This is a genomic window from Brevibacterium sp. NPDC049920, assembly GCF_040656435.1.
Taxonomy (GTDB): Bacteria; Actinomycetota; Actinomycetes; order Actinomycetales; family Brevibacteriaceae; genus Brevibacterium; species Brevibacterium pityocampae.
Map to the genome: position 1 here is coordinate 57,896 of NZ_JBFAMF010000012.1, position 25,141 is coordinate 83,036.

21 protein-coding genes are annotated in these 25,141 nt (G+C 71.4%); 9 read left to right on the forward strand and 12 right to left on the reverse strand.

What is annotated here, in order from left to right; all coding sequences use genetic code 11:
- Positions 1 to 177: 177 nt before the first annotated feature.
- The gene (gene hutU, locus AB0I45_RS11985; protein ID WP_345031460.1) at positions 178 to 1,920 is read right to left on the reverse strand and encodes a urocanate hydratase; all 1,743 of its coding nucleotides are present in this window, start codon (positions 1,918 to 1,920) and stop codon (positions 178 to 180) included.
- A 254-nt stretch (positions 1,921 to 2,174) separates the two neighbouring features.
- Between hutU and hutG the strand changes: the two genes are divergently transcribed.
- A complete protein-coding gene (gene hutG, locus AB0I45_RS11990) occupies positions 2,175 to 3,194 on the forward strand; it encodes a formimidoylglutamase (protein ID WP_345031457.1) in 1,020 nt (339 codons plus the stop codon).
- A gap of 108 nt (positions 3,195 to 3,302) precedes the next feature.
- On the opposite strand, the gene AB0I45_RS11995 is transcribed toward hutG, so the two are convergent.
- The 3 genes from AB0I45_RS11995 to AB0I45_RS12005 all read right to left on the reverse strand — a co-directional run bounded on the left by AB0I45_RS11995 (position 3,303) and on the right by AB0I45_RS12005 (position 8,247).
- Entirely contained in the window at positions 3,303 to 5,141 is a 1,839-nt protein-coding gene (locus AB0I45_RS11995; RefSeq protein ID WP_345031454.1) for a gamma-glutamyltransferase, read from the reverse strand.
- Between the two features lies 1 nt (position 5,142).
- The gene (locus AB0I45_RS12000) at positions 5,143 to 6,696 is read right to left on the reverse strand and encodes a PQQ-binding-like beta-propeller repeat protein (protein ID WP_345031452.1); all 1,554 of its coding nucleotides are present in this window, start codon (positions 6,694 to 6,696) and stop codon (positions 5,143 to 5,145) included.
- 267 nt (positions 6,697 to 6,963) lie between these two features.
- Positions 6,964 to 8,247: an acyl-CoA dehydrogenase family protein gene (locus AB0I45_RS12005; protein ID WP_345031450.1), complete on the reverse strand. Its 1,284-nt coding sequence runs from the start codon at positions 8,245 to 8,247 to the stop codon at positions 6,964 to 6,966.
- 197 nt (positions 8,248 to 8,444) lie between these two features.
- Here AB0I45_RS12005 and AB0I45_RS12010 point away from each other — a divergent pair, with 197 nt between their 5' ends.
- Positions 8,445 to 8,894 (forward strand): hypothetical protein, encoded by a 450-nt coding sequence (locus AB0I45_RS12010; RefSeq protein ID WP_345031448.1) that lies wholly within the window; start codon positions 8,445 to 8,447, stop codon positions 8,892 to 8,894.
- A complete protein-coding gene (locus AB0I45_RS12015) occupies positions 8,891 to 9,865 on the forward strand; it encodes a hypothetical protein (RefSeq protein ID WP_345031446.1) in 975 nt (324 codons plus the stop codon). The genes AB0I45_RS12010 and AB0I45_RS12015 overlap by 4 nt, the downstream gene beginning before the upstream one ends.
- 255 nt (positions 9,866 to 10,120) lie before the next feature.
- Here the strand turns inward: AB0I45_RS12015 and AB0I45_RS12020 are convergent, their stop codons facing one another.
- Complete coding sequence (locus AB0I45_RS12020) at positions 10,121 to 12,199, reverse strand: 3-hydroxyacyl-CoA dehydrogenase NAD-binding domain-containing protein (RefSeq protein WP_345031444.1); 2,079 nt, start codon at positions 12,197 to 12,199, stop codon at positions 10,121 to 10,123.
- A 218-nt stretch (positions 12,200 to 12,417) separates the two neighbouring features.
- A complete protein-coding gene (locus AB0I45_RS12025) occupies positions 12,418 to 13,668 on the reverse strand; it encodes a glutaminase (RefSeq protein WP_137318436.1) in 1,251 nt (416 codons plus the stop codon).
- A gap of 355 nt (positions 13,669 to 14,023) precedes the next feature.
- Between AB0I45_RS12025 and AB0I45_RS12030 the strand changes: the two genes are divergently transcribed.
- Positions 14,024 to 14,806: an SDR family oxidoreductase gene (locus AB0I45_RS12030; protein ID WP_345031442.1), complete on the forward strand. Its 783-nt coding sequence runs from the start codon at positions 14,024 to 14,026 to the stop codon at positions 14,804 to 14,806.
- Position 14,807: 1 nt separating this feature from the next.
- Complete coding sequence (locus AB0I45_RS12035) at positions 14,808 to 15,878, forward strand: DoxX family protein (RefSeq protein ID WP_345031440.1); 1,071 nt, start codon at positions 14,808 to 14,810, stop codon at positions 15,876 to 15,878.
- 62 nt (positions 15,879 to 15,940) lie between these two features.
- Here AB0I45_RS12035 and AB0I45_RS12040 read toward each other — a convergent pair whose 3' ends face one another.
- The 5 genes from AB0I45_RS12040 to AB0I45_RS12060 all read right to left on the reverse strand — a co-directional run bounded on the left by AB0I45_RS12040 (position 15,941) and on the right by AB0I45_RS12060 (position 20,013).
- Positions 15,941 to 16,198, reverse strand: a complete 258-nt coding sequence (locus tag AB0I45_RS12040; protein WP_101652830.1) for a Txe/YoeB family addiction module toxin — start codon at positions 16,196 to 16,198, stop codon at positions 15,941 to 15,943.
- Between the two features lie 3 nt (positions 16,199 to 16,201).
- The gene (locus AB0I45_RS12045) at positions 16,202 to 16,459 is read right to left on the reverse strand and encodes a type II toxin-antitoxin system prevent-host-death family antitoxin (RefSeq protein WP_137318439.1); all 258 of its coding nucleotides are present in this window, start codon (positions 16,457 to 16,459) and stop codon (positions 16,202 to 16,204) included.
- A 57-nt stretch (positions 16,460 to 16,516) separates the two neighbouring features.
- Positions 16,517 to 17,728: a glycosyltransferase gene (locus AB0I45_RS12050; RefSeq protein ID WP_345031437.1), complete on the reverse strand. Its 1,212-nt coding sequence runs from the start codon at positions 17,726 to 17,728 to the stop codon at positions 16,517 to 16,519.
- 30 nt (positions 17,729 to 17,758) lie between these two features.
- On the reverse strand, positions 17,759 to 18,988 hold the full coding sequence (locus AB0I45_RS12055; protein WP_345031435.1) for a hypothetical protein: 1,230 nt from the start codon (positions 18,986 to 18,988) through the stop codon (positions 17,759 to 17,761).
- A gap of 86 nt (positions 18,989 to 19,074) precedes the next feature.
- Positions 19,075 to 20,013: a WcbI family polysaccharide biosynthesis putative acetyltransferase gene (locus AB0I45_RS12060; RefSeq protein WP_345031433.1), complete on the reverse strand. Its 939-nt coding sequence runs from the start codon at positions 20,011 to 20,013 to the stop codon at positions 19,075 to 19,077.
- A 135-nt stretch (positions 20,014 to 20,148) separates the two neighbouring features.
- Between AB0I45_RS12060 and AB0I45_RS12065 the strand changes: the two genes are divergently transcribed.
- From AB0I45_RS12065 to AB0I45_RS12080, 4 genes are read left to right on the forward strand one after another with little or no spacing between them, the layout of a single operon-like run.
- A complete protein-coding gene (locus tag AB0I45_RS12065) occupies positions 20,149 to 21,369 on the forward strand; it encodes a hypothetical protein (protein ID WP_345031431.1) in 1,221 nt (406 codons plus the stop codon).
- A gap of 11 nt (positions 21,370 to 21,380) precedes the next feature.
- Positions 21,381 to 22,526 carry a glycosyltransferase gene (locus AB0I45_RS12070; protein ID WP_360318467.1) on the forward strand — a complete coding sequence of 382 codons (1,146 nt, stop codon included), beginning with the start codon at positions 21,381 to 21,383 and terminating at the stop codon, positions 22,524 to 22,526.
- Entirely contained in the window at positions 22,523 to 23,482 is a 960-nt protein-coding gene (locus AB0I45_RS12075; protein ID WP_345031427.1) for a glycosyltransferase, read from the forward strand. Before AB0I45_RS12070 ends, AB0I45_RS12075 begins: the two co-directional genes overlap by 4 nt.
- On the forward strand, positions 23,479 to 24,306 hold the full coding sequence (locus AB0I45_RS12080) for a glycosyltransferase family 2 protein (protein WP_345031425.1): 828 nt from the start codon (positions 23,479 to 23,481) through the stop codon (positions 24,304 to 24,306). The genes AB0I45_RS12075 and AB0I45_RS12080 overlap by 4 nt, the downstream gene beginning before the upstream one ends.
- Positions 24,307 to 24,343: 37 nt before the next feature.
- Here the strand turns inward: AB0I45_RS12080 and AB0I45_RS12085 are convergent, their stop codons facing one another.
- Positions 24,344 to 24,853: an SRPBCC family protein gene (locus AB0I45_RS12085; RefSeq protein ID WP_345031423.1), complete on the reverse strand. Its 510-nt coding sequence runs from the start codon at positions 24,851 to 24,853 to the stop codon at positions 24,344 to 24,346.
- Positions 24,854 to 25,141: the final 288 nt, after the last annotated feature.

The following is a 25,141-nucleotide window of genomic DNA, read 5'->3' on the forward strand; positions in this document are numbered from 1 at the left end:
AGCCGGGAATCGAACTGCGCGGTATCCCGAAATCGACGCGCAATGATGCGCTCGGTTCGGGATACCGCGCAGTTCGCGGGCACCGGGCCTCATGACCTCACGGTCTCAGGCCCTCATGACCTCAGTGCCTCAGTGCCTCAGGCCCTCATGACCTCAGCCCCTCAGGGCCTCAGGACCTCAATCCTGGGCGGACTCCTCGTCGCGGCGGTCGAGCTCCTCGACCATGGGGACGCGGATGCCGCGCTCACCGGCGACCTCGGCGGCGCGCTCGTAGCCGGCGTCGACGTGGCGCAGCACGCCCATGCCGGGGTCGTTGGTGAGCAGGCGCGCGAGCTTCTGCGCGGCGAGCTCGGTGCCGTCGGCCACGGACACCTGGCCGGCGTGGATCGAACGGCCCATGCCCACGCCTCCGCCATGGTGGATCGACACCCAGGTCGCACCCGAGGAGGTGTTGACGAGGGCGTTGAGCAGCGGCCAGTCGGCGACCGCGTCGGTGCCGTCGCGCATCCCCTCGGTCTCCCGGTAGGGGCTGGCGACGGAGCCGGAGTCCAGGTGGTCGCGGCCGATGACGATGGGTGCCGACACCTTGCCCTCGGCGACGAGCCGGTTGAAGAGGAGGCCGGCCTGGTGGCGCTCCTTGTAGCCGAGCCAGCAGATGCGTGCCGGCAGGCCCTCGAACTCGACGAATTCGGCAGCCGCGTCGAGCCAGGTGCGGAGCGACTCGTTCTCCGGGAACAGCTCCTTGAGCGCGGCGTCGGTGACCTCGATGTCCTTGGGGTCGCCGGACAGCGCGACCCAGCGGAACGGACCCATGCCCTCGCAGAACAGCGGTCGGATGTAGGCCGGGACGAAGCCGGGGAACTCGAAGGCGCGCTCGTAGCCGGCCTTGCGGGCCTCGTCGCGGATCGAGTTGCCGTAGTCGAACACCTCGACCCCGCGGTCCTGGAAGCCGACCATCGCAGCGACGTGCTTGGCCATCGACTCCTCGGCGCGCAGGGTGAACTTCTCCGCGTCCTCGTCCGCCTCCGTCTGCCAGTCCTCGAGGGCCACGCCCAGAGGCAGGTAGGACAGCGGGTCGTGGGCCGAGGTCTGGTCGGTGACGATGTCGACCTCGGCGGCCTCGGGACGGTCGAGGAGCGCCGGGAGGATCTCCGCGGCGTTGCCGACGAGCCCGACGGACAGCGCCTGCCGGTTCCTCTTCGCCTCGATGACCTGCGCGAGGGCGGTGTCGAGGTCGGTGACGACCTCGTCGAGGTAGCGCTTGGACTTGCGGCGCTCGAGCCGGGTGCGGTCGACGTCGATGATGAGGCAGGCACCGCCGTTGAGGGTGACGGACAGCGGCTGCGCGCCGCCCATGCCGCCGCAGCCGGCGGTCACGGTGAGGGTGCCGGCCAGGGTGCCGTCGAAGCTCTTCCGGGCGATCGCGGCGAAGGTCTCGTAGGTGCCCTGGAGGATGCCCTGGGTGGCGATGTAGATCCACGAGCCGGCGGTCATCTGGCCGTACATCATGAGGCCCTCGGCCTCGAGCTCGCGGAAGTGCTCCCAGTTCGCCCAGTCGCCCACGAGGTTGGAGTTGGCGATGAGCACGCGCGGGGCCCATTCGTGGGTGCGGAGCACGCCGACGGGCTTGCCGGACTGGACGAGGAGGGTCTCGTCGGCCTCGAGGTCGTCGAGGGTGCGGACGATCGCGTCGTAGGCCTCCCAGGAGCGGGCGGCGCGGCCGGTGCCGCCGTAGACCACGAGGTCCTCGGGGCGCTCGGCGACCTCGGGGTCGAGGTTGTTCATGAGCATCCGCTTGGCGGCCTCGGTCTGCCACGACTTCGCGGTGAAGTCGGTGCCGCGGGGGGCGCGGATGGTGCGGCTGGGGTCGTGGCGGGTGAAGCCCGGCTTCTGGTCGGGGCTGCTGGGGGTGATCGTCATGGCGTCTCCTCGGGGCGGGCCGGATCGGGCGGGTGGTCAGGTGGACGCCGGAGTGGCACCACGGGCGGGGCCGGGCCGGCGCGTCCTCGGGACCGGCTGATGCTCCCCATTCTTGGCGCGCGCGAGGCCCGCGACCAGGCCCGAACCTCCCAATCCGTCCGAGATCTCGGACGCACGCCGTCGCCGAGGTGTGCCGCGCACGCGCTCGCTCTCCTAGCCTGGTTGGGACCCCGCAGAACCCCGAGGAGCAGAGCATGAATCGCACGCACACGTGGACCGGCCGCGCGGACGGTCCGGGAGACGAGCATCGCCGCTTCTGGCAGATCGTCGAACCCGCCGAGGCGCCCGCCGCCCCGGGGAACCGGGCCGGCACCGATCCCACCCGGCCCGGTGGGCCCGCCGCCGATGCGCCCGCCGCCGATGCCGTGATTCTCGGGTTCGCGAGCGATGAGGGGGTGCGCCGCAACCATGGCCGCCAGGGTGCCGCCGCCGGGCCCGAGGCGATCCGCGCGGCGCTCGGCTCCCTCGCCGTCCACTCCCCGCTGCGCGTGCTCGATGCCGGGGACGCCGTCGTCGCGGGTGAGGACCTCGAGTCCGGGCAGGCGGACCTCGCGCGGCAGATCGCCGAGCTGCGGCGCTCCCCCGAGCTGTCCGGAGCGCTGACCGGGGTGCTCGGCGGCGGGCACGAGACCGCGTGGGGAAGCTATCTGGGGCTCGCCGAGGAGTGCGCGGACCGGCGCCTGGGCATCCTCAACCTCGATGCCCACTTCGACCTGCGGCAGGCGGAGAGGCCCACCTCGGGCACGCCGTTCCGGCAGATCGCGGCGGACCGCGCCGCGCGCGGGGCGGACTTCGACTACACGGTGATCGGGATCAGCGAGGCGAACAACACCACCACGCTGTTCGACACCGCGCGGGAGCTCGGCGTCACCTGGCTGAGCGACGTCGAATCCCAGGACGTCGCGCGGGCGGTCCGCTGGGTCGAGGAGTTCACAGCCGGGGTCGATGACCTCTATCTCACGATCGATCTCGACGTCCTGCCGGCGGCGGTGGCGCCGGGCGTGAGCGCGCCGGCCGGGTTCGGGGTGCCGACTGCGGTGATCCTCGCGGCGTGCGGTGCCGCGGCGGCGAGCGGGAAGCTGCGGCACTTCGACGTCGTCGAGCTCAACCCGCGCTACGACGTCGACGGCCGCACCGCCCGCACCGCAGCCCGGCTCGTCCACGCGATCCTCACCCGCGCCGCGGCTGAGCGGACGGGCGGCTCGAGGGTCTGAGCGGACGGCCGGCCGGCAGCAGACGTCAGACAGCGAACCACTGACTGCAGGAACACGACACCGGTCACGCCGACAACAGTCTGATCATCCGGCTTCGGTCGCGCCGACTCACCTCCCGGCGGCGTACCCCTGCATGCCGCGCGGGTTCGCAGCCGCCCGGAGCACACCGGTGACCGGATCGCGGATCACGCACGACAGGCGGCCGAGCGCCCAGTCGCCGGCCCGGGTCACGCGGTGGCCGCGCCGCTCGAGCCCGGCGATGACGTCCTCGCCCAGCCGGTCCTCGACCACCGCGCCCGCCGGCTCCCAGGTGCGCGGGTAGAACGAGCCGGGCATCGCGGTGGTGTGGAGCGCCGGGGCGTCGATCGCGGCCTGCGGGTCGAGCTCGCCGACGAGCAGCCGGAGGAGCAGGAGCAGCTGCCACTGGTCCTGCTGGTCACCACCCGGGGTGCCGAGCGCCATCACCGGTTCCCCGTCGCGGAGCACGAGGGTCGGCGAGAGCGTGGTGCGCGGCCGCGTTCCCGGTTCCAGGCGGGACGGCGAGTTCTGGTCGAGCCACATCATCTGCAGCCGCGTGCCGAGGCAGAACCCCAGGCCGGGCACGGCGGGCGAGGACTGGAGCCACCCGCCCGAGGGCGTCGCGCTCACCATGTTCCCCCACCGGTCGACGACGTCGATGTGGCACGTGTCGCCGCGGACAGCTGCGCGCTCCTCGGGCGTGGGGTCCGCGGGCTTCGGCACCGTCGGCTCCCCGATCCCGAGGCCTCCTGCGGCACCGAACTCCGCCTCGGTTCGCAGGGGCGGCGACACGGGGTCGACACCGGGGATGGTGCCGGGCCGGAACTCGTGGGAGGCGTTCTCGCCGATGAGCGCGCGGCGCTCGGCGGCGTACTCCGGGCGCAGCAGCACGGCGAGCGCCTCCGGGGTCAGTGCGGTCGCGGACCCGCTGTCCCCGTAGTAGGTGTCGCGGTCGGCGAGGGCGAGCTTGAGCGCCTCGAGCACGGTGTGCGCACCGAGCTCGGTGCCAGGATCGAGGTGCGCTTCGTCGAAGCCGTCGAGGATCGCGAGCGCCTGGAGGAGCACCGGACCCTGGCCCCACGGCCCGGTCTTGGCGATCGTGTATCCGCGGAAATCCAGGGTGAGCGCGTCCTCGAAGCCGGCGGTCCAGTCGGCCATATCGGCCGCGGTGAGGACCCCGGCGTGCAGGCCGCCGTCGGAATGGCGATGCGGGGTGCGGATGAAATCGGCGATGCTGCGCGCGACCCGACCGGTGCGCCATTCCCGCCGGGCGGCGGCGATCCGCTCCTCTCGGGTGGGTTCTCCGTCCCCGGTCGCGACGAGCTCTCGGAGCACCTGCGCGTACTCCGGGTTGCGGATGAGCGATCCGGGCTCGGGGGCCTGCCCGTTCTCCAGCCACAGGTCCGCGGAGCTCGGCCAGTCGGTCCGGAACAGCGCGCTCGCGCTGTCGATCGTCTCAGCGACGCGGGCGAGCACGGGATGTCCCCGCTCGGCGTAGTCGATCGCGAAGGCGAGGACCTCGGCGAGCTCCCACGTGCCGTGCTCCTGGAGGAGCAGGAGCCAGGCGTCGACCGCACCGGGCACGGCGGCGGCCAGCGCCCCGGCACCGGGCACCGCGTCGAGCCCTTCGGCCCGGAAGTGCTCGATCGTCGCCCCGGCCGGAGCGGGCCCCTGGCCCATGAGGACGACTGGACGGTCCGGCTCCTGAGCAGTGACGAACACCCCGGTCATGTCGCCGCCGGGCCCGTTGAGGTGCGGCTCGACGACGTGGAGGACGAAGGCCCCGACGACGGCCGCGTCGAAGGCATCGCCGCCGAGCTCGAGCACCGCCTGGGCGGAGCCGGTCGCCAGCCAGTGCGTCGACGCGGTCATCCCGAAGGTGCCTTCGAGAGTCGGGCGGGTCGTGGTGGTCTCGCTGCGGAAGGTCATGTCAGCCTCCGGTGACGGTCCAGAGCCGCGAGGTCCGGTCCTCGGTGACGAGAAGGAAGCGGGTGGTCGAGCTCAGGGAGGCGAAGTCGGCGACGTCGAAGGAGTCGTGCGCCTCGCCCGTGGCCGCATCGTAGAAGGTCAGCTCTCCGTCGTCGACGACCGGCACGAAGTCGAGGTCCGGCAGGTAGCCCTGCCCGCCCCACGGGTCGGATCCGCCCTGCGCCTCGGAGGCCCACACGACCTCGCCGCTCGCGGCATCGAACGCGGTGACGGAGCTGTCGACGGTCGGGACGACGACGAGCGGACCCTCGGGCCCGTCGACCGCGGCGTACTGGGATCCCCCGATGTCGGATTCGGGCGTCGCGTACTCGAGGACGCTCTCCGGTGCCTGCTCCTCCGATTGCCAGGCGATCGCCGCGAGGTCGGAGCCCCAGTACGCCACGGTCGAGGAGAACAGCTGCACCATGATGCATGCCCCCTCACCGGTCGGGGTGAAGACCGGCTGTGCCGTGCACACCGGATCGAAGGTGTCCTCGAGATCGAGGGCCGCGTACGCCTCGGCGTGCTCCTCCGGATCGAGTGGAGTGAGCGCACCGGCGTCGCTCATCGGGAGACCCTCCGGCACTGTCAGGAACGCCTGTCTCTGCACGAGCCCGCTGTACGGATCATCCGGATCCTGCGCGCCGTACACGTAGACCGCGGTGCTCGGGTCTCCCGTGGGCACCACCGAGAACCATTCGACGCCGGTGTCGTCGGCCGTGCGGAGCTCGGTGAGGTCGAGCGTCGTGTGCTCCCCGGTCGCGAGGTCGACGCGGGTGAGCATCGAGCTGCCGTCGTCAGCCCATGGAAGCAGCCCGTACGAGCGGTCCGGGGAGATGCTCAAGGTGGACCCGCCGAACGGCAGGCCGCCCGCACCGACGGTGAGGGCCGGCCACGCCTCCTCGCCGGTCGCGGGGTCGAGTGCGATGACGAGCGGATCGCCGTCGGCGCCGGTCGTGCAGCTGTCTTTCTTCATCGCCATGAAGTACTCGAGGAGGATGACGTCGCCTTCCTCCAGCACCGTGCCGGTCGCGGTGGTCGACGGGCCGAAGCCCCAGTCCTCATGGCACCCTGCTCCGGCCTCGGCGGGCGCGAATCGCCACGCCTCCGCACCGTCGGTCCACTGGCGGGCGACGAGCTCACCGGACAGGTCGTCGATGATGACGATGTCGCCGGAGGAGTAGGCGACGGGCGCGGACATCATCTCGTCGTCGAGCTGCACCCGCTCGGCCCACAGCTCGGTGCCCTGATTGTCGATCGCGCGGAGCTGCCCGTTCGACCAGTCGACGAGCAGCGCACGATCGCGCCCATCGTCGGTGAGGACGTGACCGCTGTAGTCGGGATCGATCGGCTCGGACAGCGCGGGCGGCTCCGGCGATGGGGAGGCCGATTCCTCGGGGGCCGGGGCCGTCCCGCTCTCCGCTCCTCCGGAGCATCCGGCGACCAGCACGAGCACGAGAAACGCCCCGGCGGCGGCGGCGAGCCTCGGTCCGACACGGGGGATCTGCACGGTCATGGCGGGCCTTCCGGTGGTCCGATTCTCGGTCTGCTCCCTCGATTATGCCCGAACCGACGGCCGGGTGACCTGCGCGCAGACTCGCTCGGCCCGCCATCGATCGGTCGATCTACACATCTATAGCGTCATCACAATAGATGCCCAGAGAGCCGAACCCCCCGCCCCATCGACTGTGCATCCGGCCGCGCACACGACGAGCGCGCGGGCAACGGGCGTTCGCCGTGGCTGCCCGCACGCTCTCGAAGTCGACTGCAGAGGTGCTGGAGATCAGTGCTGCGTCAGCTCGTGGCGGCCGACCACCATGTGGTGCACCTCGTCCGGGCCGTCGGCGAAGCGCAGGTGCCGCACGTCCGCGTACAGCTCGGGCAGCGGCGTGAACTGCGACATGCCGTAGGCGCCGTGGATCTGGATCGCCTGGTCGATGATCTGGCAGGCCTTCTCCGGGACGTGCGCCTTGGCCATCGAGACCCAGACGCGGGCTTCCTTGTTGCCCAGCACGTCCATGGCCTTCGCCGCCTTGAGCACCAGCAGGCGCATCGATTCGATGTCGATGCGCGCACGGGAGATCTTCTCGATGTTCCCGCCGAGCTTGGACAGCGGCTGGCCGAATGCGGTCCGCGAGTTGCCGCGCTTGACCATGTAGTCCAGCGCGACCTCGGCCTTGCCGATGGTGCGCATGCAGTGGTGGATGCGGCCGGGGCCCAGGCGGAGCTGGGAGATCTCGAAGCCGCGGCCCTCGCCGAGGAGCATGTTGGACTCCGGGACGCGCACGTCGGTGAACCGGATGTGCATGTGTCCGCGGGGGGCGTGGTCCTCTCCGAAGACGTGCATCGGGCCGACGATCTCGACCCCCGGGGTGTCCATCGGCACGAGGATCTGCGAGTGGTTCTGACCGCGCGGGCCGTCGTCGTTGGTCCTGACCATGACGATCATGATCTTGCACCGTGGGTCTCCGGCACCGGAGATGTAGTGCTTCTCGCCGTTGATCACCCACTCGCCGTTCTCCAGCACCGCCCGGGTCGCGACGTTCTTGGCGTCCGAGGTGGCGACGTCCGGCTCCGTCATGGCGTAGGCCGACCGGATCTCGCCGTCGAGCAGTGGCTGCAACCACTGCTCCTTCTGCTCCGGCGTGCCGACCCGCTCGAGGACCTCCATGTTGCCGGTGTCCGGTGCGGAGCAATTCATCGTCTCCGAGGCCAGCGGGCTCTTGCCGAGCTCGATCGCGATGTAGGCGTAGTCGAGGTTCGACAGGCCGTCACCGGTCTCCGCGTCGGGCAGGAAGAAGTTCCACAAGCCCTCCTCCTTCGCCTTGTCCTTGGCCTTCTGCAGCACCTCGAGCTGTCCGGGAGCGAAGCTCCAGCGGTCGGCGTGGCCCTCGCCGAGCGTGACGAACTCCTCGTACATCGGGTCGACGGTGTCCTTGATGAACCGCTTGACGTGGTTGAGCAGGGGCAGCGCCTCCTCGGACATGCGCAGGTCATTCAGCGCGTCCTGGGGATCGGTGGTGCCGACCTCGACGTGGTCCTTCGTGCCTTCTTCTGCGAACTGCATCTCTCGCCCTCCTTGGCGTCATGGGTTCCAGGCGGCGGGTGGAGAGGCGGCGAGCGCACAGCCCGGCGCCACGTCGACCCATCCGACTCTGGATGGTCGCTCCTGTCAGCTTCTCATACGACGAGCATCGATCGCGGCTTCTATGCGTTTATATAGTGCTATGACAATAGGTTCGTATCGGTGCGAATCTTCCGGGCATGAAGATCAAGTTCAACCACATGTCCCGGTGGGCCGCCGCGCCCGCCTCGCTCCTCGCACTCACCGTCGTCGCCGGCTGCGGCGCTCCCGGCCAGGCCGGCGGTCCGGCCGGTGATGAGAGCTCCGCGGGCGCCTCGGCGGAGCCCTCCTCCCGGGAGACGACCGAGGCCGCAGGCGCCGCGCCTCGCCTCGCCGTGACCTATGACGGCGGGGTCATGGTGCTCGACGGCGAGTCCCTCGAGGTCCTCGACACCTTCCCCGCCGAGGGCTTCACCCGCCTCAACCCGGCCGGCGACAACCGGCACCTGTTCCTCACCGAGGCGACTCCTTCCGGCTCCTCGACCTCGGCACATGGTCCGAGCCGCACGGCGACCACGCCCACGCCTACACCACCGACCCGCTCCTCACCGAGCAGCGCATCACCGGCAGCCACCCGGGCCACCTCGTGAACCACGACGGGCGGAGCCTCGCGTTCTTCGACGGCACGGGGGAGATGCACCTGTTCGACCCCGCGAACCTCTCCGCCGACTCCCTGATCGACACCACGGTCACCACCACGGACGAGGCGCACCACGGTGTCGCCGTGCCCCGCGCCGACGACTCCACCGTCGTCACGATCGGGAACGAGGAGTCCCGTTCGGGTGTGAAGATCGTCGACGAGGCGGGCGAGACGGTCGCGGAGAGCACCGGCTGCCCGGGCGTCCACGGGGAGGCGGTCGCAGAGGGCGGGGTCATCACCGTCGGGTGCGAGGACGGCCTCCTCATCATCGACGGCGAGAAGATCCGCAAAGTCGATTCCCCCGACGACTACGGCCGGATCGGCAACCAGTTCGGCAGCGAGCGCTCCCCCGTGGTGCTCGGCGACTACAAGGTCGACGAGGACGCCGAGCTCGAGCGACCCACCCGCGTCACCCTCACCGACACCGGATCCGGCGAGCTGCGCCTCGTCGATCTCCCCGCCTCGTACTCCTTCCGCTCGCTGGCCCGCGGACCGGAGGGCGAGGCGCTCGTCCTCGGCACCGACGGCACGCTCCGGGTCATCGACCCCGCATCCGCCGAGGTGACCCGGGAGATCGAGGTGACCGAGCCGTGGGAGGAGCCGGTCGAGTGGCAGGAGCCGCGCCCCACCGTCCACGTCGCCGGTGACGAGGTGCTCGTCACCGAACCCGGCACGCAGACGCTCCATGTCGTCGACATCGGCGCCGGCGAGGTGACGCGGAGCAGTGAGCTGCCCGAGGTGCCCAATGAGGTGGGCAGCGCCTCCGGGAAGGCCCCCGCTGCCGACCACGCTCATGACCACGGCGATCACGAGGGGCACGATCATGGCGAGGAGGGGCACGGACACGAAGGTCATGACCACGGCCACGAGCACAGCGAGGACGACCATGACCACGGTGACCACGAGGGGCACGACCACTGACGACCGCTTCGGTCCATGACAGAGCGCGCGACGTCCCGGCTCCGGCTCGACTGCACTGCCCGGAACCGAGCTCAGGACAATATCGACGAATCTAGCCTCCACCCGATAGTCCGGTAGCGAGGGATAGCCGAGGGCCCGGGGAAGGAGATCCTTCCCCGGGCCCTCGCACATCACCGGCACCTCACCGCGGAACCGGCCGGTGCTCACGACGGAGCCGGCCGGCTCCTCGGCATGCGGCTCACCGCGCGGAGGTCCTCACAGCTCGGAGATGCGTCCGCCCTCGGCGACGACCTTCTCGAGCAGCGGCGAGGGGGTGAAGTCGGAACCGTACTTCTCCTCGTAGAAGCGCAGCCGCTCGAGCACGTGCTCGGCACCGAGCTGGTCGGCGTAGAACATCGGGCCGCCCCGGTAGACCGGCCAGCCGTAGCCGTTGACGTAGATGACGTCGATGTCGGAGGCGCGCACCGCCTTGCCCTCCTCGAGGATGTGCAGGCCCTCGTTGATCATCGGCAGGGTGCAGCGCTCGAAGATCTCCTCCTCGGAGATCTCGCGCGGCGCCACACCCTCCTTGGCCCGGAAGTCCTCGATGATCTTCGCCGCCACCGGGGACGGTGTGGCCTTCCGGTTCTCGTCGTAGTCGTAGTACCCGGCACCGGTCTTCTGCCCGCGCCGGTCCATCTCGCAGAGCACCTCGCGGACGGTGCGCCCGGCGGATTCTTCCTTGCGCCAGCCGATATCCAGGCCGGCGAGGTCGCTCATCTGGTAGGGCCCCATCGGCAGTCCGAAGTTCGTGACCGCGGTGTCGATGTCCCAGGGCATCGCGCCCTCCATGAGCAGGCGCTCGGACTCGCGGCGGCGCGCGTAGAGGATCCGGTTGCCGACGAACCCGGGGCACACGCCGACGAGTGCCGGGATCTTGCCGATCTTCTTCGCCAGCGCCATCACCGTGGCGATGACCTCCTTCGAGGTGTGGTCGGCGCGGACGACCTCGAGGAGCTTCATGACGTTGGCCGGGGAGAAGAAGTGCATGCCGATGACGGCCTCGGGGCGCTCGGTCACCGCGGCGATCTCGTCGATGTCGAGGCCGGAGGTGTTCGTCGCCAGGATCGCGCCGGGCTTGCAGATCTCGTCGAGCTCGGTGAAGATGCTCTTCTTCACGTCCATGAGCTCGAACACCGCCTCGATGACGAGGTCGACGGAGGCGAGGTCGTCCTTGGTGAGCGACCCGGTGATGAGTCCCATCCGCTCCTCGACCTGGGCTGAGGTGATGCGGCCCTTCGAGGCGGTGCGCTCGTAGTTCTTGCGGATCACACCGAGCCCGCGCTCGAGCGCCTCGGGCTGCTGCTCGACGATGGTCACCGGGATGCCGGCGTTGGCGAAGTTCATCGCGATGCCGCCGCCCATCGTGCCCGCACCGATGATGCCGACGGACTCGACGGGGATGCGCGGGGTGTCGCGCGGGACGTCGGGCACCTTGGCCGCGGCGCGCTCGGCGAAGAAGTAGTAGCGCTGGGCGGCGGACTCCGGGCTGCTGACGAGTTCGGCGAACAGCCTCTTCTCGACCTCGCGGCCTTCGTCGTAGGGGAGGTTCACCGCCGCCTCGACGCACTGCACGATCGCCTCGGGCGCCTTGAAGCCGCGGAACTTCCGGGCGTGCTTCTTCCGGAAGTCGGCGAACAGCTCCGGCTTGTCGCGGTCGGCGGCGACCTTGTCGTCGCGGTCGCGCACGCGGCGCAGCTCGCCGCCCTCGGCCACCACCCGGCGGGCGAACGCGATCGCGTCCTCGCGCAGGGACTCGTCCGGGACGACCTCGTCGACGACCCCGTACTCCGCGGCCTCGGCCACGGGCACGTGACGCCCGGTGATCATCCAGTCGAGAGCCACCTCGGCGCCGGTGAGGCGCGGCAGGCGCTGGGTGCCGCCGGCTCCGGGCAGCAGGCCGAGGTGCACCTCGGGCAGGCCGACCTTCGCGGACTGCGCGGCGACCCGGTAGTGGGCGCAGAGCGCGGTCTCGAGGCCGCCGCCGAGTGCGGTGCCGTGGATCGCGGCGACGATCGGCTTGGGCGAGTTGTCCATGATCTCGCGCTCGTCGGGACCGGTCTGCTCGGTCTTGTCGCCGCCGAACTCGGAGATGTCGGCGCCGGCGATGAATGTCCGGCCGGCGCAGATGAGGACGATCGCCTGCACGGCGTCGTCGTCGATGGCCGCGGTGAATCCCTGCTGCAGTCCGGCGCGCACGGCGGCGGACAGGGCGTTGACCGGGGGCGAATCCAGGGTGAGGACGGCGATCCCGTCCTCGATGCTCAGCGTGACGACTTCATTGATCTGTTTCACGGGGTTCCTCCTCGTCGAGTGCATTCGTCCCCATCGTATGCAGTGATGCGGGTCACGCGGAAAGCCGGGCACATCGTGGGACGCGGGCGCTCCCGAGGTGCCCGCCGGGTCGACGGGGCTTGCCCGGAAGGGGCCGGTGACCGAGCCGGCCGGGCACCGCGCGAGCCGGCCGATCCCGAGGCGCCCACCGGGTCACCCAGCCGGGTCACGCGGCCGGGTCAGGCCACCGGGTCGGGGGTCTCCGGCCGGGTCCCGTCGCCGAGGTCGGGGCCCGGCAACCGGCCCTCCGGATCGCGGAGCATCACCCGGTGCCCGTCGCCGCGCAGCCGGCGCATCCCCTCGAGGATCATGCGTCGGCCCACATCGTGCACCCGCCCCACCCGTGCCAGGTCGACGACGACGGTGCCGGAGGGCACGGCGCAGTCGACCGCCGCGCGGAGGAAGGCCTCCCCGCCGTTGAAATCGAGGGGTCCCTGGAGGGCGATGGTCGTCGCGGCATCGGTGACCTCGACCTCGCGCACGGCGGTGTCGCCCGTCGGCTCCGCGCCCATGAGGTGCATCCCCATGTCCTCGGACAGGCGCTGGAAGATCTTCACCCCGCGCACGCTGTTGCCCTGCGGGTCGAGCGGCGGGGAGAAGGTCGCCAGGCCCAGCCGGCCGGGCAGGGTGCCGAGCAGGCCGCCGGCGACACCGGATTTGGCAGGGATCCCGACGGTCGTCATCCAGCGGCCCGCGGCGTTGTACATCCCCGCCGAGGCCATCACCGCCTGCACCTGCCGGCACACCGCCTGTGAGAACACCCGCTGTCCGGTGATCGGCTGGATGCCGCCGTTGGCCAGGGTCGCGGCCATGACGGCCAGATCACGGACGGTGACGAGCACCGCGCACTGGCGGATGTAGCTCGTCACCGCGTGCTCGGCGGTGTCGGTCACCACGCCGGTGTCGCGGAGCATGTAGGCCATCGCCATGCTGTAATCGGAGTGGGCGAGCTCGGACTCCGCGACCCGCTCGTCGATGCTCAGCTGCCGCCCGGCGAGCGCGGAGAACCGGTCGAGGAGCAGGCCCACCCGCGAGTCGACGCTCGCGGACCGTCCACCGATGAGCTGGGTGACGGCGATCGCGCCGACGTTGATCATCGGGTTGTCCGGCCGGCCGGTCTCCTCGTCGAGCGAGATGTCGTTGAACGCCTCGCCCGAGGGCTCCATCCCCACCCGGGCGTCGACGACCTCGGGCCCGCGCTCCTCGAGGGCGACGGCGTAGGCGAAGGGCTTGGAGATCGACTGGATCGAGAACGCGTGCTCGTCATCGCCCACGCTGTAGAGGTCGCCGGACGCCGTGCAGAGTGCTGCGCCGAGCAGCTCCCGGTCGACCTCGGAGAGCACGGGGATGTAGTCGGCGACCTCCCCGCCGGTCGCGGAGCGGGCATCGGTGATGATCTCGGTGAGGTAGTCGGAGATCGGGCTCTTCATCGTCTCGCCTTCCGTCGCGGTCGCCGTCCTCGCCGGTGAGCGGCGAGGACCGGCACGTGCGGTTCTCATTATAGGGGACGGGGCGGCTCGGCCCGGCTCCGCGGCGGGTTGACCCCGGGCCGATGGCGAGGTGGGCGCGGGCCGATGGCGGGTTGACCCGGGGCCGGCCGCGAGGTGGGCGCGGCCCGGGCACCTTCTCACCGGAGTATCCGCGCATCTAGCGACATCACGATATTCACCTATCGGGTCGTAGCGGGCCGGAGGGTTACGGTGGATCCGACAGCCCGGCGACCCCGGGCCGGCCCTCGGTCGGCCCGCCCGGATCCGCCGCTTCCCACGCTCACCAGGAGGACCCATGTCCCGCAACATCGTCGTCACCGGAGCCGCCTCGGGCATCGGCAAGGCCACCGCCGAACTCCTCGCCTCCCGCGGTGACACCGTCATCACCGTCGACCTCCGGGATGCGGACATCACCGCCGATCTCACCGACGACGCCGCGATCGCGCAGGTCGTCGAGCAGATCACCGAGCGCACCGGCGGCACCCTCGACGGGCTCGTCGCCAACGCCGGGGTGTCGGCGAACAACGAGCTCTCGCTGCTCGTCAACTACTTCGGCACCGTTGCGCTCATCGAGGGCCTGCGCCCGCTGCTCGCGAAGTCCGAGGCCCCGCGGATCTCCGTGACGAGCTCGGCGGCGACCCTGCAGGGCAACGACCCCGAGCTCGTCGACCTCCTGCTCGCCGGCGACCGTGATGCGGCGGTGGAGCGCGGGAAGGCGCTCGCCGCGCAGAGCCAGGCGGGCTATGCGAACTACTCGAGCTCGAAGCGCGCGATCTCCCGCTGGGTGCGCCGCGTCGCCCCGACGGCGGACTACGCCGGCGCCGGGATCGGGATCAACGCCGTGGGCCCCGGCCAGGTCCGCACCGCGATGACCGCGGAGCTGCTCTCCACCGAGGAGGGTCGGAAGATGGTCGAGGCCGCGATGCCCAGCCCCTACGGCGGTCCGGCCGAGGCCGTGGACATCGCCGAGGTGCACGCGTTCCTCGTCTCCCCCGGCAACGCCCGCATGACCGGCCAGGTCGTGTTCGTCGACAGCGGCTTCGACGCGGTGAGCCGCGGCGACGACATCTGGAGCTGAGATGAGCACGGACGGCCCCGCGTCCGAACCACCGACCGCCGAGCTGCGCGACCCGATCGAGAAGCTCGACGCGCAGCGCCGGACCCGCCGGCAGAACATCCTCGTCACCCTCGCGTGGATGCTCCACTGGGTGCTGCGCATGGGGCTCGCCGCGATGCTCCTGGTCTACGGCTGGTCGAAGGTCGTGCTCATGCAGATGGGGCTCCCCGACCACGGGGACGCGCTGACCCAGTTCGGCGAGATGAGCCCGATGGGCCTGCTGTGGCGGTTCATGGCGTACTCGCCGGTGGTCCAGTGCCTGGCCGGGGTCGCCGAGGTGCTCGCCGCCGCCCTCCTCCTGTTCCGGCGGACCGTGTGGCTGGGGGCGCTGCTCGCGGTCGCGGACATGGCCGTCGTGTTCCTCCTCAACATGGCCTACGACGTCCCGGTCAAGCAGCTCGCCGGGGTCTTGGGCGTGGTCGGGATCATCATCCTGCTGCCGTTCCTGCCCCGGCTGCTGCGCTTCGTCGCTGGGCGCGCGACCGGGCCGGCGCTGCTCCCCACGCCCATCCCGTGGCCGCGCCTCGCCCGTTTCACCCGCTGGCTCGGCGCGATCGTCGCCGTCGTCGCGGTCGCTGGGTCCGGTGCGGTGCTCGTGTGGTCGGCGCAGGGGATCTCCCGGGTCGACGGCCCGCTGCCCGGGGTGTATCGGGTGGTCGAGGACGCACGGGAACCGGCCGCGCAGCTCGCCGAGGACGACCGCTGGCAGCAGGTGGCGTTCGGCCAGTGGGACTACCACGACGGCCGCGGCCGGGTGGGCATCCGCTATGCGAACGGCGACTTCCAGGGCGGGACGTATCGCCTCGACGGCGACACAGTGACGCTCTCGCTCGACCGGATCCGCGAGGGCAGCCAGCCACTGGGCCGCAACGACTACGTCGCGGGTTTCGACCTCACGTGGGAGGAGCGGCCCGACGGCCGGATCGCGCTCACCGGCGACCGGGTGGACATCGTCATCGAATCCGACACCGAGGCGCGCTACCTGTTCGACCGCGACTTCAGCTGGGCACCGCGCCCGCCGATCAATCGGTAGGGTTCGGCCGGGCGCGTTGCGGTTGATAGCGGCGGCAGCCAGGTCGATTGCGTTCGTCGCGCTTATCCGTAGTGATATCGACAGGCTGCGATGCGGATCTCATCGCGAGCGAGTTTGTAGACGAGTCGATGCTCATCGGTGATGCGCCGGGACCAGTATCCTGCGAAATCGTGTTTGAGGGGTTCCGGTTTACCGATCCCCTCGTTGCCGTTGCGCTCGATCTCCTTGATCAGGCGATTGATGCGTTTGAGTACCTTTCGGTCCTGTGCCTGCCACCACAGGTAGTCCTCCCATGCACCTTCATCCCACACCAGAAGCATGCTTCAGTCGGTCTCGATGAGTTCGTGCGCCTGCCCGCGATCGGCTTCAAGTCGTTCCATTGCATCCAGCAGTCGACGGGCGTTGGCCGGCGATCGCATGAGATAGGCGGTTTCGCGAAGCGATTCGTAATCCGCCAAGGAAACAATGACGACCGGCTCATGGCCGGCGCGCGTGATGACGACCGCCTCCCGATCATTGGTGACATCGTCGAGCACTTTCGCATAATTGGCCCGTGAATCTGTGTAGCTCATCGTCTTCATCGCAACCCCCTGTACAGATAATTGTACGTCTGATCGAGTTCACCGACAACAGTCACGTCACTCCGCGAACCGAGTACCCGCCTCCCGGAACTCGTCCTCGAGGCGGAGCGGAGTAGTGAGCACCGGCCATTCCCGGTCGAGCCTCGTCACCTGATGCTCGCCTCGGGCGAGTGCTCGCCGAGGAGTGATGCGGAGCAGCGCTTCTCCCTCGGTACCGAGCACCTCGGCGCACCCGCCGAGGTCCGACACCTCCTCGCACACCGTCTGGAGTCCGTCGGCGGGGATCCGGCATGCGCGGAGCAGCTCGACATCGAACCGGGGCCGGACCCTGCCGCTCCCGGCCGAGTTCAGGTCATCCGCCTGACGCACCCGCGGGTCCGCGGCGAACACCGCGGGCACCGCGTCGAGCTCGACGTGGACATCACCCGCGGCCAGCAGCCCTGCCACCACGGGCACGACGACACCGGGGTCGGTCTCCCCCGCCCAGCGCACCCGGATGTCGGGCACCGCGTTGACGACCCCGGGCGGGCGCATGATCGGGTGAGTGATCCGGGAGGCGAGTGCCATGCTCTCCCGGTTCTTCTCCGCGATGGCCGCCGCTCGGTCCTCGCCGCGGCCACCCCAGTCCGCGCCGAGGTGCACCGCCTGCGCCGCCGGTTCGTGCCTCAGGTCGATCCCGGCCAGCCACGCCTGCCAGCCGAATTCCCAGTCCTCGCCGCCGTAGCCCACGAGCGAGCCGTCGAAGCCGCCCACCTGCTCGAACACCGCGCGGGTGCACGACAGCACGGCGGAGATGACGAACCGGAACCCGGTGTCGTCGACCGCCCGCAGGTCATCGGTGTACCCCCACGCGTCCCGCAGCCACGCGGGCTCCCCGAGGTCGCGCACCGCACCGTCCTCCCCGGTGACGAGGTGCCGGCGGCTGCCGACGACGAGCACCCTGGGTTCGGCCCGGAGCCGTGCGACGACGGCGTCGAGGTAGCCGGGTTCGGGGATGGTGTCGCCGTCGAGGAAGGCGAGCACCACTCCCGAGGCCTCGGCCGCCCCGAGGTTCCGCGCCGCCGCCGCTCGGAATCCGCGGTCTTCCTGACGGACCACGCGGACGTGGGCGGGCACCTCGGGCGGGGTCTGAGATCCGTCGTCGGCGACGATGACCTCGATCTCCCCGGAATAGGTCTGGGCGGCGATGCCGTCGAGCACCTGGGCGAGCCCACTCGGGTTCTCGTAGTAGGGGATGACCACCGAGACCAGGGGCTGGTCCTTGCTCACAGCGGAGCCTCGCTCACAGCAGATCCTCGTTCATGTCAGCTCGCTCCATAGCCGCGTGTACGCGGCGGCGAGTTCGGGCCACCCCCAGGCCGGCGGTGGCTCGGCGCACCAAGCGCTTGCGGGATCGGCGAGCATGGACTCGATCGCCGTGGCAAGGTCCGGAACATCCCCACCCGAGGCGCCCCCCGGGGCGTCATGGACAACCGCAGCACCCTGCCCGGGGCCACGCTCTCCCGCGAGCACCACGCGCTCCGACCAGCGCTCGGCGACCTCGCGCATGTAGGGGCCGTCGGCGACGACGACCCGCCGGTTGTGGGCGATCCACGTGTTGAGCGAACCCGAGGCGGACACGTGCCGGTGTGGGCACACGGGCACCGTGACCGCATCGAGCTCTGCCGCGAGGGCGCTGTCCGGGACATATCCGGTGACCTCGAAGTCGACCCCGCGCTCAGCAGCGAGCGCGCTCAGCTGCGCGGCGTAGTCGTCGTGCCCGGTGGCGACCGCGCCGAGTGCCCGCACGAGGACGCCCGCGGGCGCCGCCTCGATGACGCGCTCGTACCCCTTACCCGGGTAGACGAAGCCGAGGAGCCCGACCATCGGAACCGCCGCGTCTCCCGCCGAATCTCCCGCCCCATCGACCTGCCTGGTGCCGTCCTCGCGGCCTGCCGTGGCCGGCGGCTGCGGGCGCGGATCCTCGATCGGCAGGGGGATGACGGAGGCGTCGCTGTCGAAGAACGCGGCCTCGTGCGCGGAGTTCACCACGACCGCATCGGCCTGCTCGGCGAGCGCGGCGTACCCGCGTGCCCGGCGGGCGTACCGCTCCTCGCCCTCGGCGGGCTGGGGCACGTCGTGGACTGAGACCGTGAGCCGCGGCCGGTCCCCCGCCTCACCGATCCGCCCCTCGGTCTCGCCGGCCCGGCGGCTCTCCTCACCCGTCCCGCTCACAGCCTGCGCGGCCTCACCTGCCGGGGCGCCGCCGTCGGCCGGATCGTAGAGCAGCCCTGCGACAGGGCCCGGACGCCGCGCCTCGGCGACGAGTCTGGCGACGGCTCGCGCCGCGGCCTCGGGGTCGGACCCGAACAGGTGGTCGGTGAAGGTCACGTGGATGATGTCCGCCTCGACCGACGAAGGCGGCGTCAGGTCCTCCCGGTCGCCGAGGTGCACGAGCCGGTGGGTGAAACCGCCGGGCGAGGATGTGCAGGCGTCGACGAGCGCGAGCCCGTACCGCGTGACCCCGTGGTGGGGCGGGCCGACGATCACATGGCACACGATGGGCCGCGCGGAGACTGCCGCGCCCCCGGTGGATCCGCTCGCGCCTCTACCCGGGCCCTCGCCCGAACCCGTGCTCACAGCCGGAACCCGAGGAGCTCGAGCCGGTCGCGGTGGCGGACGAGCGCGTTGTCCACGAGGCCGGGCCGGGAGGCGTAGAACTCGAGGTGGGCGCGGGCCACCTCGGCCTCGGTGAGCGTGGTCGGCGGGGTGCCGGACAGCCGCCACTCACCGGCGGAGGCATCCGGGCGCAGGACCGCGTCGAGCACCCGCGCGTGCTCCGGGTCGACCGGCGCCTCGACCGCGCCGAGCAGCTCACGGCCCGGATCCCCCACCGGGGAATCGATCCCCAGCCGCTCGCACACCCGGGCGGCGAGCGCGGTGAGGGTGGCGTTGTCGGGGTGGTTGATCGTGTGCCAGTGCGGGTGGGCGGCGAGCACGTCCGACATCCGGATGGTGTCGTGGTGGTCCTCGCGGTGGCGCAGCTGGTCGAGCGACTCCTCCTCGGAGTCGCGCAGCGCCTGCTCGGTGAGGGCATGGTCGACGGGCACCTCGAGCCCCTGTGCGGCGGCGACGATGGTGCGGAGGTCGTGGTAGGGCACGAGGGGCGGGTCGAGCGAGGGGTCGACCGGGTCGCGGGCGATGACCTGGTACGGGTGCAGGCCGGCATAGCGCAGGGCGGGCACCCGCACGCTCACCGCGGAGCGAGCGAGCTGCGCCTCGAGCTGTCGGGTGCCGGCGGGCAGACCGCGGTAGTCGTCGCGGATGGGCTGGACGACGAGCACGTCGAGGCGCGGCAGGAGTTCCGTGACGTGTCGGATATCGTCCGCGGTCCACTCGAAGGCCGGGGGAACGCGTATGGTGTCAATAGCAAGGGTGCTTGTCAGGAGCACGCGGATCGACTCCGCCTGGCAGTTGCCCACCACGATGCCGAACGGTCGATCATCGCTCCTGGTCAGAGCGGCGTTGAGGCTGTAGAAGTCGGCGTAGTGGCGGGTGCGTCCGGAAATGCTCACGCCTGCATCCTATCCGCGCCGCTTCGTCGTCCCGAGTTCGCCGGGCGGCCGAGGTGCGACAATCGACCTTGAAACGAGGGAGTGGGCGCATCATCGAGCGACCTTGAACCACCGATTCACCGGAAGGAGAGGACCATGCGCACGTCACCCGCTGCACCCGCCCTGCAGGCCGGCGCGGCTCGCGTCACCGTCGCGGCGATCCCCGCCGATCACCCGTACGTCGCCGCGGTCCTCCCCGCCTCCCGCTGGTCCGACGTCGCGGCCTTCGCCCCGGAACCTCCTCCCGGCACCCGCGCCGGGGCCTGGTTCCCGCACCCCGCGCTCGAACCCGGGTGGTTGCGGGCGCATGCGGAGGCGGTCGACCTCGTCCACATCCACTTCGGCTTCGAGCACTGCTCGCCGGAGCGGATCCGCGAGTTCGTCGACGAGTGCGCGGCCACCGCGACCCGGCTCGTCGTCACCGTCCACGACCTCGACAATCCGCACCTCACCGAGCAGGCCGACCACCACGCGCGGCTCACCGACCTCATCCGCGCCGCGGAATCGGTCATCACGCTCACTCCTGCTGCCGCCGCCCGCATCGCCGCCCGGCTGGGTGTCGCCGCCGAGGTGATCCCCCACCCGTTCATCGTCGACCCGGGCACCGCCCGCCGGGTCGTCGCGGCCGCCGCAGCGCGCCGGACCGGGAACCGGGTGGGCCTGTTCCTCAAGAGCATGCGCCACAACACCGCCACGGATCCGGAGTACCACCGCGCGCTGGCCGGCGGCCTCGCGGCGGGCGGGGCCGAGCTCCACGTCCACGTCCACGAGGACGCCGCGCAGCACCCGCTCGTCACCGCGCTCGCGACGACGTGGGGCGAAGGCCTGCACGTCCACCCACGCATGGACGACGCCGCGCTCTTCGCCGCGGTCGCGGAGTACGACGCCGTCGTCCTGCCCTACATCCGCGGCTCCCACTCCGGCTGGCTCGAGATGTGCCGCGACCTCGCCGTCACCGTCGTCGCCCCCGACTGCGGCTACTACGCGGACCAGGCCGACCGGCCGGGCGGGGTCGTGTCCTATGCCACCGGGGCGGGCGCCTCGGCGGCGGCGGCGGCTCTCACCACGCTCGCCGGCGGCCTGCTGCCCTACGGCGGGGACCGCGAGCGCGAGTACGTGGAGATCGTCCGCGCGCACCACCGGATCTACACCGGCCGTCCCGCCGCCGAGGTGCCCGCCGGCGCAGCACCCTCGGAACCTGCCGACAGCGCAGCGACGCCCGCGCCCGTGCCGACCGCCGGCCCGGGATCCCCGGCGCCCGGCACTGCAGCGACCGCGGCAGCGCGCGTGCCCGCTCCCCGGACGGCGACGCCGTGAGGGTCGCGGTCGTGGGGCCGTCGCGCCTGCCGATCGCCCCGCCGTTCGGGGGTGGTCTCGAGGTGTTCGTCGACCGGCTCGTCGTAGGCCTGGCGGCCGCCGGGGTCGAGGTCGATCTGTTCGCCGCACGCGGCTCGAACGGGCACAGCACTGCCCTCGAGTTCCCCGGCGTCGATTGGACCGGGTTCGAGCAGCACGCGCGCGACGACGAGTACCCGCCGGGCGCCCGGGAGTCCGAGGCGCATGCGTTCGCCCAGCTGAGAGCTCACCTGGAGACCGCGGACTACGACGTCATCCACAACAACAGCACGCACCCGGCGCTGCTCTTCGCCGACCCCGGCCGGCGCGCGCCGATGCTCACCACCCTCCACGTGCCCCCGCAGCGGTCCATCCAGTCCGCGATCGACCGGGTGGGCCCGGATGCCGGGGCGTTCAGCGCGGTGAGCGCGTTCACCGCCGGCCAGTGGCGGCTTCCCGCCCCGGCCCCGGTGATCCACAACGGCGTCGACACCGGCCGGTGGCCGCTCGGCCCCGGTGGGCGCGGCGCGGTCTGGTTCGGGCGGCTGACCCGGGAGAAGGGCCCGCACCACGCGATCGACACGTGCCGGCGCCTGGGCCTGCCGCTCACCCTCATCGGCCGCGCCGCCCAGCCGTCCTATGTCGAGGAGGAGATCCGGCCGCGCCTCGGCGACGACATCCGCTGGCTCGGCACCCTGTCGCCGGACGAGCTCGCCCGCGAGGTGGGCCAGGCGGACGTCGCGCTCGTCACCCCGGAGTGGGACGAGCCGTTCGGCCTGGTGACGATCGAGGCGCTGGCGTGCGGCACCCCGGTGGCGGCATTCGGCCGCGGCGGAGTGCCCGAGGTGCTCGCCGACACCCCCGACCACATCTCCCGCCCGTCCGACCCGGACGACCTCGCCCGCGCGGTGCGGGCAGCGCTCCGGCAGTCGCGTGCGGAGGCTCGGCAGATCGCCGTCGAGCGGTTCGACCTGCGGATCATGATCGAGCGCTACCTCGAGGTGTTTGCGCGCCTGGCCGACGGCGGGCCGGCGCTTTCCGGACCGCGCCCGGCCGTCGAGTACCCGCGGCTCGCGCACCGCTCCCGCATCGATCGCATCACCGCTCAGCAGCGCTCCGCGCGGAAGTCCGTCCGATGATCGGCTTCTACGCCCACCACCACGGCACCGGGCACCTGACACGGTGCCGGGAGATCGCCGCGGCGCTCGACGACGACACGACGATCCTGTCCTCGGCGCCGGGTGCGGATCTCGTGCTGCCGATGGACGCCCCGGCCCCCGGGGTGAGCGGCGCCGCGCTGAACGCCCATGGGACCTTCCACTGGGCGCCGGCGCATCACGCGGGGCTCGCCGAGCGGATGGCGATGATCGCCGGATGGGTGGCGGATAACCGGCCCCGGGGGTTCCACGTCGACGTCTCCGTCGAGGTCGCGGTGCTCGTGCGCGCCATGGGTGTGCCGGTGACGGTGCAGGCGATGCCCGGCATCCGTGACGACGCCCCGCACGCTGTGGGGTACCGGGCAGCCGATGCGATCATCGCCGCCTGGCCCGACTGGGTGGAGCTGCCCGAGCACCTGGAGCCGGTGACCGAGCGCGTGCACGCCGTGGGCGGCATCAGTCGGTTCGCCGGCCGGGTGCCCGCTCCCGCCGGGGATAGAGAGCGCACCGGCGTCGTCATCGTCCACGGCGGCGGCGGGATGGATCAGCCGGCCGCGTATTGGGATGCCGTGGCGGAATCGCTCCCGGTGCCGGTCACGGTGATCGGGCCGGGTGCGTGGGTCGACGACCCCTTCGCTCTGCTGTCCGCCGCCGAGGTGGTCGTCACCGCCGCCGGTCAGAACTCGATCGCGGACCTCGCCGTGCTCGGCGCGCGCGCCGTGGTCGTGCCCCAGGACCGGCCGTTCGGGGAGCAGGAGGCCACCGCCCGGGTGCTGTGCGAAGCCGGCCTGGCGGTGGTGCCGGAGTCGGTGCCCGCCGTCGAGGAGTGGGCCGGACTCATCGAGCGCGCGCGGGAGCTGGAGCCGCGCTGGGAGCAGTGGGGCAGTACGGGTGCGGCGCAGCGTGCGGCCCGGATCATCGAGGAGGTCGGACGATGAACGCGATCCATGTGGTGACCCTGGCCTCGGCCGGGCGGCGGGGGCACGTGCTGCGCCAGCTCGAGGCGGTGGGACGCTGGATGCCCGGCGCCGCGCACCATACGGTGCTCATCGGCGAAGAGCCGTTCACCGTGCCCGGCTCCCAAGTCATCGATCGCACCGGGCCGGGCCCGGTGAACCTGGCGCGCGCCCGGAACGTCGCCGGCGACGCCGCTGTTGCCGACGGGGCGGAGCTCGTCGTGTTCCTCGACGCGGACTGCATGCCCGGGGCGGAATTATGCTCGGGATACGCGCGGGCGGCGGAGCAGCTGCCGGAGGCCGTGCTCGCCGGGCCGGTGACCTACCTCGCGGCGGACGACCGGCCCTACGACCTCGACCGGCTGGCGAAGTGGACGCGCCCGCACGGCGCGCGGCCCAACCCGCCGGAGGATGAGCTGCAGCGGGCGACGGACGAGGAGTACGAGCTGTTCTGGTCGCTATCCTTCGCCGTCACCGCGAGGACGTGGCGGGCGCTGCGGCAGCGGTTCGGCGGGTTCTGCGAGGACTACGTCGACTACGGCGGCGAGGACACCGACTTCGGGATGAATCTACGGGCCTGCGACGTGCCGCTCGTGTGGGTCGGCGGGGCGCACGCCTACCACCAGTGGCACCCGGTCTCCACCCCGCCGATCGAGCACCTCGACGCGATCCTCGTCAACGCCCACACCTTCTACCGCCGCTGGGCGTTCTGGCCCATGCACGGCTGGCTGCGCACCTTCGAGGACATGGGGCTGGCGCACTTCGACGGGGTCGAATGGGTGAAGGGGCCCCGCCCGAAGGAGTGAGTGCCGACTTCGGTTGGCGGCCCGTCCGGGACCGCGATCAGCTCTCGCCGGGCTCCACGGCAGCGGCAAGGGCTGCGAGGGACTTGCCGAGGTACCGCTCGCTGACGGCGGGCATGCCGCCGATCTTCTCGATCGTCTCCTGCGGGGTCTCGGCCCAGTCGTAGGTGAGGCGCACGCGGGTCCCGTCCGTCGCCGGCTCGAGGTCGTAGCGCCAGAACCAGCCGCCGGCGGCGATCTCGCCGTCGGCCGTGCGCTGGCCGGGCGCCCATGCGATGGCGCGGTCGGGTTCGAGGACGGTGACGCGGTTGTGCATCTCGTAGCGGCCGCCCCGGTGGGTGTTGAACATCTCCATCCCGAACACCTGGCCCACCTCGGTGATCGGTGCGGGCTGCTCCTCCAAGCTGCCGCGCACCCAATCGCGGGGCTCGGTCAGGTGGTGGCGGGCGGGGTCGGCGAGGAGAGCGAAGACCTCCTGCGGGGTGGCGTGGATGGTGCGCTCAGCGTAGATGCTCGAGCTGCCGTGGTGACCGGCGATATCGGGTGTCATGACGGAGTCCTTCCATGGAGGGCGGCGCTGCCCGGGGAAACTCGCCGTTTCGAGAAGGCGGCGGAGTTCACCCGCCTCCTAGAGTCCAGTAGATTCTTCCTGCATTGTTTAGCAGCGTCTTTCGGTAGCGTGTGTGTGGCGAACCGGTAGCGCGGGCGGGACGACCGGGTAGCGGCGATCCCGCCCGCGGTGGTGTTCAGTCGGCGGCGTCGAGTTTGGTGTGGCGACGCATGTTCGGGCCGGCGAGTTGGACCAGTTCGGCGTTGGACACGATCCGGTTGAGGATCG

What these genes read in the sequence shown, in the direction of transcription:
- hutU (WP_345031460.1), bottom strand. Translation starts at nt 1,920, where the DNA reads ATGACGATCACCCCCAGCAGCCCCGACCAGAAGCCGGGCTTCACCCGC.
- hutG (WP_345031457.1), top strand. Translation starts at nt 2,175, where the DNA reads ATGAATCGCACGCACACGTGGACCGGCCGCGCGGACGGTCCGGGAGAC.
- AB0I45_RS11995 (WP_345031454.1), bottom strand. Translation starts at nt 5,141, where the DNA reads ATGACCTTCCGCAGCGAGACCACCACGACCCGCCCGACTCTCGAAGGC.
- AB0I45_RS12000 (WP_345031452.1), bottom strand. Translation starts at nt 6,696, where the DNA reads ATGACCGTGCAGATCCCCCGTGTCGGACCGAGGCTCGCCGCCGCCGCC.
- AB0I45_RS12005 (WP_345031450.1), bottom strand. Translation starts at nt 8,247, where the DNA reads ATGCAGTTCGCAGAAGAAGGCACGAAGGACCACGTCGAGGTCGGCACC.
- AB0I45_RS12010 (WP_345031448.1), top strand. Translation starts at nt 8,445, where the DNA reads ATGAAGATCAAGTTCAACCACATGTCCCGGTGGGCCGCCGCGCCCGCC.
- AB0I45_RS12025 (WP_137318436.1), bottom strand. Translation starts at nt 13,668, where the DNA reads ATGAAGAGCCCGATCTCCGACTACCTCACCGAGATCATCACCGATGCC.
- AB0I45_RS12030 (WP_345031442.1), top strand. Translation starts at nt 14,024, where the DNA reads ATGTCCCGCAACATCGTCGTCACCGGAGCCGCCTCGGGCATCGGCAAG.
- AB0I45_RS12035 (WP_345031440.1), top strand. Translation starts at nt 14,808, where the DNA reads ATGAGCACGGACGGCCCCGCGTCCGAACCACCGACCGCCGAGCTGCGC.
- AB0I45_RS12040 (WP_101652830.1), bottom strand. Translation starts at nt 16,198, where the DNA reads ATGCTTCTGGTGTGGGATGAAGGTGCATGGGAGGACTACCTGTGGTGG.
- AB0I45_RS12045 (WP_137318439.1), bottom strand. Translation starts at nt 16,459, where the DNA reads ATGAAGACGATGAGCTACACAGATTCACGGGCCAATTATGCGAAAGTG.
- AB0I45_RS12065 (WP_345031431.1), top strand. Translation starts at nt 20,149, where the DNA reads ATGCGCACGTCACCCGCTGCACCCGCCCTGCAGGCCGGCGCGGCTCGC.
- AB0I45_RS12075 (WP_345031427.1), top strand. Translation starts at nt 22,523, where the DNA reads ATGATCGGCTTCTACGCCCACCACCACGGCACCGGGCACCTGACACGG.
- AB0I45_RS12080 (WP_345031425.1), top strand. Translation starts at nt 23,479, where the DNA reads ATGAACGCGATCCATGTGGTGACCCTGGCCTCGGCCGGGCGGCGGGGG.
- AB0I45_RS12085 (WP_345031423.1), bottom strand. Translation starts at nt 24,853, where the DNA reads ATGACACCCGATATCGCCGGTCACCACGGCAGCTCGAGCATCTACGCT.